Genomic DNA, 10,401 nt, shown 5'->3' on the forward strand with positions numbered 1-10,401 from the left:
TTAAAATTTTAAAAAGTTAATAATCCCATTTCACTGCTTGAAGTTTAACACTTCCACGTGATGCAAAGAAACGAATTCCAGTGCTTTCTTCTTTTGGGAAAATCCTGCTCGTGATTACTTCTTCACCATCATTTATGAAAATCTCAACTGAAGAAACATCGACAAACATATGAATCTTAATTTTATCTTGTTTTAATTCCTGACTACATTTCCTAATCGTTCCAAAAGGAGAATCAATGGTTTTTCCAGAAAAAGTACGATCGAGTATAACCTTTTTCTCTATAACATCATAGGTCAATACCGTTTTTTCTTTTTTACTTGTCCTAAATTCAATCCCAAATTCAGATGCATCTATATTTTTAAACTCACAAATCATCTCATATGATGTTCCTGTGAAATTATTTATCATCTTTAATTCACTATTAATAATATTTTTTGTTCTAGCTTCCTGTTTACGAAGTGACTCAAGCTCCTTCACTGGCTGTTGAATTAATTTCCCGTTTTGTACTGACAATTCTCGAGGAATAGTTAAACAATGCGCCCATCCATTTTGATCTGTAGGATACTTAATTTCAGGTAAACCCATCCATCCTACTAAAAGACGACGCCCTGATGAATCAATTGTAGTTTGAGGTGCATAAAAATCAAAGCCACGATCAAGCTCTATAAATTCTCCATGTTCCATAACTTTTTGCAGTAGATCTAATTTTTTACCTAACACATATCCAGACTGATAAATATTCTGATACTTGTCTCCTTCTGGTTCTATACCTTGAGGTGAAAAAATGAGTACTCCTTGATTTTGTAATTCGAAGTAATCAGGGCACTCCCACATGTATCCAAATGAATCCATTTTTGTCCTAATTTCCCCTTCAAATGTCCATTTAAACAAATCTGGTGAACTATATAAAACTACACAGCCAGTTTTATTACTTCTTTGTGCTCCAATTATTGCATAAAACAATTCTCCTACCTTCCATACTTTTGGATCACGAAAATGATCTGTGTATCCATGTGGTACGTCAGAGATTACAGGGGTATCTAGTTTTGTAATCCCCCCCCTTTTACCCATTATAGCAATGCATTGAAAAGGATGTCTTACCCAATGTTCATCACGTGTATTTCCTGTATATAATAAATACAGATTATTCTTATGTTCTATGGCTGACCCTGAGTATGCTCCATGACTATCGTAGTATTTATTCGGCTTTACTCCAATTCCATCGTTTTCCCAATGTACAAGGTCCTTTGATTTAACATGATACCAATATTTTAACCCATGCACAGGACCAAGTGGAAACCACTGATAAAACAGATGATATTCCCCATTAAAATACGAGAATCCATTCGGATCATTTAAAAGCCCTGTGTTTGGTTGAATATGAAAAGATTGCCTCCATGGACAATTATCTACTTTAGATTTTAGTACAGCCAATTCTTCATTACTAACTTCTTCTAACTGGCGGTAAAGTAGTTCTTTTGTCCACTCCATTTTTTTCACTCCTTTAAAATAATAGAGGGGAAAATTTAAATTCCCCCTCTTCTTTTGAAGCACTTATGAATAAATTGCTTTTTCGGATGACATTTTAGTAGCAGTTATTCTTTCATCTCTTTTTGCTAGTACCAGTGTTACAACAAATGCTATCGAAAAAGATATCACCATTCCAACAATATACGGAATAATGCTTGTAGGTTTTATCGAAATAATACCAGGGATACCAGCTGCTCCGAGCGCAACTGCTTTTACTTTATATAACGTTACAAATAAAGAACCAGCAGACGATCCAATTATTGCACCTATAAATGGATACCTTAATTTTAAATTAATTCCAAACATTGCAGGCTCAGTAATTCCTAAAAGTGCTGAGATACCACTAGCCGAGGCAGTACTTTTAACTTTCTTATCTCTTGTGATAAGAAAAATGGCAATTGTTGCTGCACCCTGTGCTACATTAGACATTGCTGCAATTGGAAATATGAATGATCCTCCTGTTTTACCAATATCAGCTAATAATTGTGTTTCTACTGCAATAAAACTGTGATGCATTCCAGTTATAACGATTGGTGCATAGATAAGGCCAACTATGGCTCCACCAATAAATCCAGTTGTATCGTATAACCATATTAAACCATCCGTTAATAAGTTACCTGCTGTGCGTGTAAATGGTCCAACTACCGTGAAAGTTATAATACCTGTAATAAAAATAGTAAGTAATGGAGTTAATAGATTGTCTATTGCTGAAGGAATTACTCTTCGCAAGTTTATTTCTATTTTAGCAAGAATAAAAGATGAAACGAGAACTGGTAATATACTACCTTGATACCCTACCTTTTCAATCTCGAAACCAAAAATCTTCCATACCGGAATATCATTATTTATTAATGCCGCACCATAACCGTATCCATTTAGTAAGTCCGGATGAACCATTAACATCCCAAGTGCCGCACCTAGATAGGGATTTCCTCCAAAACGTTGCGTTGCTGAAAAACCAATTAATATTGGAAGGAATACGAATGCTGCATTAGCGAACGTATTAATAAGTGAAGCTAAATCTGCAAGTGCAGGATTAGCTTCCACCAATGACTTACCCTCAATAATTAAATTCTGTGCCGTCAACACATTGTTAATCCCCATTAGTAAGCCTCCAGCGACAATGGCTGGGATAATTGGAACAAAAATATCTGAAAGCATTTTCACAAAACGTTGAAGTATATTCATTTTCTTTGTACCAGCATCTTTTACATCTTTAGTTGACATTTCTGAAATGCCAGCTAACTTTGCAAGCTCTTTATACACTTCATTTACTATACCCGCACCAAATATTATTTGATACTGTCCACCCGTAGAAAACGTCCCTTTCACTTCTTCTAGTTCATCTAATTTTTTTTGATCAATAATTTCTTCATCTTTTAATACTAGTCTTAGACGTGTTGAACAATGAGCCGCGGCAGTTATGTTCTCTTTTCCACCTATTGCTTCGAATGTCTCTTCTGCAATCTTTTTAAAATCCATAATAAATACCTCCTTTTTTTATTGGAACCGGTTCCGAAATACATTAAAAAAACAAAACACCTGGTTTGACACTCAAAAGGAACCGGTTTCAAAATAAATCATATTTTTTGGAACCGGTTTCAACTTGATTATAAAATATTAACAATTCGATTGTCAACGCTTTCTCTTTCGATTAATTTAAATTTCGAATGTGTAACTTTATTGACATCTTCCCCATTAACTAATTTAACTATATTCCTAGCGGCCACTTGACCTGCATCTTGATAAAAATACTTAATAGTGGTTAATCCTGGATGAATCACCTCTGTAACATCGTATCCACCAAATCCTGTAATTGATAGGTCTTCGGGAATCCTTAACCCTTTTAAAGATGCAGCTTTTAAAACTCCAAGCGCTATATTATCTGTTGCGCACACTATAATTGAAGGTTTATATTTTTCAATTATCAATGTGGCCTGTTTTAAAGCTTCCATCATGCTAAAACTTGTTTCATGGAATCTTACATTGCAATCTACTACCTCCTCTAAAGCTTTTTTAAATCCTTCTTTACGTCTAACACCTACAGCAATATCTTTTTCTGTAACACCTAGGAATGCAATGTTACGATGTCCCTTTGACAAAACATATTTACCCATCTCGTAACCAGATTCGTAATCTTGATGAATTAAACTATATATTTCGTGATGGAGTTGACCAACTAAGATGACAGGTATTTGTATTTTTTTAAACGCCTCTAAATGCGCATCTGTTATCTGTGTAGCCATCAAGATTATTCCAGCTACTTTTTGTCTTGCAAAGCCATAAATGCTTTCAAGCTCTCGGTCTAAATCCTGACTAGTATTTGATATAAGCATTTGACAATTTAAAGCCCTTAATTCCTCATCAATTCCAATTAATGTTTTAGCAGCCGCATATGAATCTAGACGTGGAATAACTGTGCCTATAATATTTGTTCTCTTTGCTTTGAGACTTTGTGCGAAAGTATTTGGAATATACCCAGTGTTTATAATAACATTTTCAATCTTTCTTTTTGTTCCTTCACTAACTGATCCTCCGTTAAGATAACGTGATACCGTGCTCTTAGCAACCCCAGCTAGTTTGGCAATATCAGAAATTGTCATTTCCTTCACTCCCATTAGTTGAATTTTTTCTCACAAGCATTTAACCTACCAGTAGTAAATACAGAACAAACGTATGTGCTAAAAAAATTGTATTATATAATCTACTTTTTTTAAAGCTTAATTAATGCTCACAAAAAACTTGTCTATTATCACAATTTAAACAGTAGTAGCAAAAATTGAAAAATCTGTCGTGCTACAATTGTTTTAACTTGTTAAATATTAATTATTGCTATTCCCAAAACACATACTTCCCCATTATTCTTTACCAATAAGCTTACTTACCAACGTTATTTTGCCCAATTAATTAGATTAAAACAAATCTTGGATGGCTGTTTATATATTATTTTAGATTTGTATTTTGTATTTTCATAGATTCTACAGTAATATTAAAGCATGAATTCATATAATTTTTGCCACTCGTCTAAATCTACGTTAAACACATAAATATCTCTTAGACTTCCATCTACAAAAAATACTTGATCAATGACCTTATTGTTTAAGTTTCTTTTTACCACTAGTTATTAACATTTAATGAATATATGCCACCAGTAAAATCAAAATAAACTGGATTCATATTCCAATAATACTACAATTCCTACCTGTTATAGCTAACCCTTTTCCTTTTACATTTGAATTTTCAATTTCAAATATACTCTTCTTTGATAATGAAATCCCAATAATCCTAAGGAAGATCCCAATTAAAGGAAGAATTATTGATAATATACCTAATGTTAATGAAAAAATTGATTTACTATTTATTTTCCCCATTCATTGCCTCCATAAAAAACTAATATAAAATTGCATCGTTCGGCATTATTTAGTTGTTTTACTAAATTTTAACGATATATCCCCTCAAATTTCTCAGGTAAATTATCTCATTTTTTCCTCATCCTTAATAAACTATCCAAGCATAGAGTAAAATAGAGGATGATCGATTACTGATCATCCTCCATTTGTTGTTCAACTATTGCATACGTTAGTTGAATAAGAAAAAAATATTTTATTCAAAATTACTTCGCCATATTGTATCACCGATTTTATCGAACTCAGTTCCAATACGATATAGCAAAATACAAATTCCAACCAACAACACTATATGAAGAATTTTATATATAGACTATTCATTGAATAAACTGCCAAATAAAAATAGGAGCTGATTGAAAGATCAACTCCTAAGTTCTTATGTGACTAATGCAAGCGTTAGTTATATAAGATGTTGCTATACAAATCGACTTAATATAAAAAAAATCATTCCCAATGTCATGAATATTATTGAGACAACATGAGTAGTATCAATGCGTATTTTTTTTCTTTTTGCCTCATAAAAAATACTAAAAATAAAAGCTATATATAACACAGTAATTACAATTGGTAATATTGAGTCTATGAAATGAAACATATTTTTAGTCTCCCTATTGATCGATAGTTCATAAGGATTTTATTCAACTTTTACTTGGCTGTTTAAACGTTCTGATAAATGTTCCTAAACATAGAGAACATATAAAGAAAATGGGAAAAAGCTGAACGAAATTTTGTTTTGTTGAGAATACAAAAATTAGTAAAGAAACTCCAATTCCTGTAAGAGTAACCACTCTTAATTGGTTTTTAGGTTTTTTTGTAAATGATTTTGGAATAGCAGAAAGAATACATACGATTAAACCAAAAATGATTAGTTGAATAAAAAAAATCATCATCTATTTCTCCTTTTTAATGGCTTAAGTAATTTGGGAGTATTTTTAATAACTACTTCTTAATATAACGCTACAATCACTTCCAGTAAATCGGGGGAATTTTATGGTTGGATACTTGTAAAACTAAATAAATTTTGAATTTTGATATGTCGAAAACCCCAAAAAACATAGAAATTTGTAACATTTAGTCTAAATTTAATGTATCATCATACAAAAACTTGGGGGAATTATAATTCATTCTAATAACTAACCTTTTTGAACTAATCTGCCATTTAGCTTAATAAAAAAATCGACTAAACAGTCGATCATGTTGTTCAACTAATGCACCCGTTAGCTGAACAAATATACTCAATATTTTTAAACTATTTTGTTCTCTGTTCCTTTTAAAATTCTCTTTATATTTTGTCGATGAAGAATGATTATTGATACGCTTATTAGTAGCGATAGTGTTATGATAACTTTATCTTCAAATATTAGACTGTAAATAAATAATGCTATACTCGCCAACATTGAACTTAGTGATACATACTTAGTAAATAACAATGTTAGTAAAAACACAACAAAACCAACCAAAACACCTAAAGGTGTCAAAAATAAAAAAACTCCAGTTGTTGTCGCAACAGCTTTTCCGCCTTTAAAATTAGCAAATACAGAAAATATGTGTCCTAATATAGCTAATAAACCACAAACAATAGGGTTAATCGTAGAACTAAGTATTAGTGGAAGTAAACAAGCAAGTGTACCTTTTAATATATCACCAATTGCAACAATTGCTCCTGCTTTCTTTCCAAGAACCCTATAAGCATTAGTTGCACCAAGATTTCCACTACCATAATCACGAATATCTTTCTTATAAAACACTTTACCGATTATTAAAGCAAATGAAATTGAGCCTATTAAGTAACTCAAAATCAGAGTTAGAATGTTCAAATTAGGTATTATCTCCTCACTTAGTTTGTTATTTTAAGTATTTCTATTTGTTGTATATTATTTCCTGCAATGCTTCTTGCACTAAACTGCCATTTACTTCAATAAAAAAACGAGCTGCAAGCAACTCGTGATCTTCAACTAAAGCACGCGTTTGTTGAATAGAAATATGTGTTAAAAGTATCTGAAAACCTCGACAAATATAAGACTAGTTTTTTTTAGAAAAAGACGGGATACTTTGTTTCCTTTTTATTGCAATAGCCATTAATAACAGACTTTCATAACCAATTATAGAAACGCCAATCCTAATATGGCTATTTACACTGCTATTCATATGCGTTTTAAAGATATGGGTCTCATTTACTGTCATATTAGTTGAACTTATTGCATCTTTATAGTGTGCATAATCCATCGAAAAGTCAATTGCTGTAAGTATAAGAAATGATAAAGCAACAATTATTGATATCGATCTTAGATTCATAGTTCACCCCTTATAAGCGATTCGAATAACGAAACTTTATTAATAGTATAATTCAACGTCTTATCTTTAAGTCCTTGTTCAACTAAACTGCCATTTACTTCAATAAAAAAACGAGCTGCAAGCAACTCGTTTTCTTCAACTAATGCATTGCGTTAGTTGAACAAGAAGTTTATTATTCGATTGCTATATTTACTTTTTTTTAAGTAAAGAAAAAACATTTGTATCATGAGCTACTCCATTTTGATACATGTAGTGCTTTAAAATCCCCTCTTTTTGAAACCCCGTCTTAATTAGTAAGTTATTTGAAGCTTCATTTTCAATAAATACAATCGCGCCAATACGTTCTAAACCTAGCTCTTGAAATCCCCATGAAATAACCTTTTCAATGGCTTCACTTGCATATCCTCTCCCCCAATTATCTGGAAAAAGTGCGTAGCTTATGTTTGCTCTTTTATGTTCATGTGACCAATCTTGAAAACCAATAGTACCGATAATAGTTCCTGTTTCTTTTAACTCAATTCCCCATTTTATTCCACTTTTTTCTTCGAAACTTTTTGAGAAACTTATTATTATTTGTTTTACTTGTTCAATGCTTTTTAATGGCCTCTGCCCGTAATAACGTAATACTTCATCATTTGAAAAACAATTTAATATAACTAATGCATCGTCTACTACTAGTTCTCTCAAGACTATTCGTTCAGTTTCTAATATAGGAAACATTTCTTCACCCCTTTTACTGTAAACTCCCTCTTAACAGTTATACTACTAATTGAACTATTCTGCCATTTAGCCACCCATGCAGCCCAAGCGCTGCACCACAGCGAATGAAAATGTATGGGAAGTGTCTATACTAATACTGACTTTTATCCTGTCAACTGTAATCACTAGGCTTTTTTAGTTAGCTCTACTCTTTTTTTTAACGATCGAGAAGAGTTTTCTTTAGTAATGTCATTTACCTATTTATGCAGAAACAAATATTCATGGTAGCTACATTAGAAAAACGATCCTTCGTTATTGAAGAATCGCATGTGTTAGTTACACAAGGTAGATTTATTCTTGTAAATTTAATAGTGTAATTGTCCTAAATGAATGTCAGAATCTAATCATTCATAATTAGAGATGTTAATCATCGGATTTGTGCTAACTTGTTTACACGTGTATGAACCTTCGTCAGTCTTGATTTTAATAGATTGATTTTTTAAATTATATTTAATTTCTACATTGTTAAATTTAGGACTATTGATTACATACAGTGTATCGGTTTTTTTTGCGTAGGAACCTTTGTCTAATTCTCGTGAAAACTTTCCTGGTTCCGAAAGTATAAAATTATCAAAAATAAAAGAATAATTATTCTCTTTATCAAATACGAACTAACCAAAAGGAAACTTTTCACATCGATAAGTTCCTTCTAGTGTTGGTTTAAATGAATTTTGTATTTTAGGAGCATTAAGAGCTAAAAAAATTAATTTATTTATTTTACTTTGTCGACTTAAAGATTTTAGTCCATCTCCAAACCGTGATATAGTTTTCCACTGATTGTTGAAGATCGTTATTGAAGAAAAGCACCCGTTAATTTAAGTGAAAATATTCACAATTTTTTATCTTAACAAAATCTAATTCCTTAATGTGTAGGGGCATATCAAAAAGACGCCTTCTTACTAAAGAAAAGCGCCCGATTATGAAAGACTTTTCTAATATCTTTATTTATGCACGTCTCTTATGGAACGCTGCTGTACCATTTTCTTTTACCATTTGAAGTACGGTTTTCCATACACTATGGTGAGGGTTCGGCTCTTTTCCCTTCCCCATCAATTTTAATTGATGTTCATACCAAGCAAGCTCTAACAAAGAAGATATTTTTTTATCAAGCACTTTTACACCTGTTCGAATTGGCTTAATCGTAACTGTGCGATAATTGCCATGGATAATCTGATTTGGGAAATCAGGGTTTAAGGCAAATAGTTTCCCTACACCAACCATATCCACTGCTCCACTCTCGATTGCTTCATTCATACCTTCTTCGGAACGGAAACCACCTGTTACGACTAATGGAGCTTGTACGAGTGTTCGAGCTTTTTGAGCATATTCTAAAAAATATGCCTCACGTTTTTTCGTACTTTCGCGTACACCGTGCATCATTTTAGGGTTTTCATAGTTCCCACCGGAAATTTCAAGTAAATCAATACCCAAATCGTCCATCTTTTTCAGCACCTTCATCGATTCTTCCTCGGTGAAACCACCACGCTGAAAGTCAGCAGAGTTTAGTTTTAACCCTATTGGGAAATCCTCACCGACTTGCTTACGGATTTCATGATACGTTTCAATCAAAAATTTCATACGTCCATTTAAATCTCCACCCCATTCATCTTGGCGCTGATTATGGTGAGGCGATAAAAATTGATTGATTAAATAGCCATGGGCTGCGTGGATTTGGACACCAGTAAAACCAGCCTTTTTTGCAATGCGAGCTGCATTTCCAAATCGTTCGATTAACTGCCAAATCTCAGCAGATGTTAATTCTCTTGGTTTATTGAAGAAATCTTTAATATCGCCAGTAAGTGGAATGGCACTTGGGGCAACTGGGTTTTTAGATAATGTTTTCGGAGATTGTTTACCAGGATGATTTATTTGCATCCAAAGCTGTGTCCCATTTTGCGTCCCAGCTTTTGCCCATTTTTTTAAGATATCTAAATCTCGTTCATCTTCAATAACGACATTTCCTGGTTCGCCAAGTGCCTTACGGTCAATCATGACATTTCCGGTCATGAGTAAACCGACGCCACCTTCTGCCCAACGACCGTAAAGTTTTACTAATTCTTCTGTTGGATTATTGTTTTTCGTTGCCATTGTTTCACTCATCGCTGCCTTATAAAAACGGTTTTTCACAGTGAATTTATTCGATTTATTCATTGGTATATTTAAAGGAGTCTGTTTCATTTTTTTGTCCTTTCATTACTTATTTGATGGTTCCCAATACTCAGCAATGTAATCATCCATATGTTGAAGTAAATTTTTTAGCATTTTTAAACTATTATTTTCAGGGTCAATGTAATAACGATTTTTTAAGTCAATGTTTCCGATACGAACTTTTTCAAATAATCTGCTCATATGAATACTCCTTTTTAATAAGAATTAGAATCAAGAAATAAATTTACGTGTTCTGCAAAT

Annotated in this window: 10 protein-coding genes; all 10 read right to left on the reverse strand. The window is 32.6% G+C overall.

The features are described 5' to 3' along the window. Nucleotides 1-16: 16 nt before the first annotated feature. On the reverse strand, nucleotides 17-1,492 hold the full coding sequence (locus COJ46_RS22750; protein WP_098566364.1) for a glycoside hydrolase family 32 protein: 1,476 nt from the start codon (nucleotides 1,490-1,492) through the stop codon (nucleotides 17-19). Nucleotides 1,493-1,555: 63 nt separating this feature from the next. Beyond that, nucleotides 1,556-3,013: a sucrose-specific PTS transporter subunit IIBC gene (locus COJ46_RS22755; protein ID WP_098566365.1), complete on the reverse strand. Its 1,458-nt coding sequence runs from the start codon at nucleotides 3,011-3,013 to the stop codon at nucleotides 1,556-1,558. Between the two features lie 128 nt (nucleotides 3,014-3,141). After that, a complete protein-coding gene (locus COJ46_RS22760) occupies nucleotides 3,142-4,134 on the reverse strand; it encodes a LacI family DNA-binding transcriptional regulator (protein WP_286133502.1) in 993 nt (330 codons plus the stop codon). Nucleotides 4,135-4,704: 570 nt separating this feature from the next. After that, nucleotides 4,705-4,902 (reverse strand): hypothetical protein, encoded by a 198-nt coding sequence (locus COJ46_RS22765; protein WP_098429821.1) that lies wholly within the window; start codon nucleotides 4,900-4,902, stop codon nucleotides 4,705-4,707. Nucleotides 4,903-5,576: 674 nt separating this feature from the next. Further along, entirely contained in the window at nucleotides 5,577-5,825 is a 249-nt protein-coding gene (locus COJ46_RS22775) for a hypothetical protein (protein ID WP_097975235.1), read from the reverse strand. A gap of 357 nt (nucleotides 5,826-6,182) precedes the next feature. Further along, nucleotides 6,183-6,755: a glycerol-3-phosphate 1-O-acyltransferase PlsY gene (plsY, locus tag COJ46_RS22780; RefSeq protein ID WP_098566367.1), complete on the reverse strand. Its 573-nt coding sequence runs from the start codon at nucleotides 6,753-6,755 to the stop codon at nucleotides 6,183-6,185. Between the two features lie 205 nt (nucleotides 6,756-6,960). Further along, nucleotides 6,961-7,233: a hypothetical protein gene (locus COJ46_RS22785; RefSeq protein WP_097975239.1), complete on the reverse strand. Its 273-nt coding sequence runs from the start codon at nucleotides 7,231-7,233 to the stop codon at nucleotides 6,961-6,963. Nucleotides 7,234-7,422: 189 nt separating this feature from the next. Then, entirely contained in the window at nucleotides 7,423-7,953 is a 531-nt protein-coding gene (locus COJ46_RS22790) for a GNAT family N-acetyltransferase (RefSeq protein WP_097975240.1), read from the reverse strand. Nucleotides 7,954-8,937: 984 nt separating this feature from the next. Then, the gene (locus tag COJ46_RS22795; protein ID WP_097975242.1) at nucleotides 8,938-10,170 is read right to left on the reverse strand and encodes an NADH:flavin oxidoreductase/NADH oxidase family protein; all 1,233 of its coding nucleotides are present in this window, start codon (nucleotides 10,168-10,170) and stop codon (nucleotides 8,938-8,940) included. Nucleotides 10,171-10,185: 15 nt separating this feature from the next. Then, the gene (locus COJ46_RS22800; RefSeq protein WP_286133503.1) at nucleotides 10,186-10,341 is read right to left on the reverse strand and encodes a hypothetical protein; all 156 of its coding nucleotides are present in this window, start codon (nucleotides 10,339-10,341) and stop codon (nucleotides 10,186-10,188) included. Between the last annotated feature and the right edge of the window lie 60 nt (nucleotides 10,342-10,401).

Source organism: Bacillus sp. AFS077874, from assembly GCF_002566505.1.
GTDB lineage: Bacteria > Bacillota > Bacilli > Bacillales > Bacillaceae_G > Gottfriedia.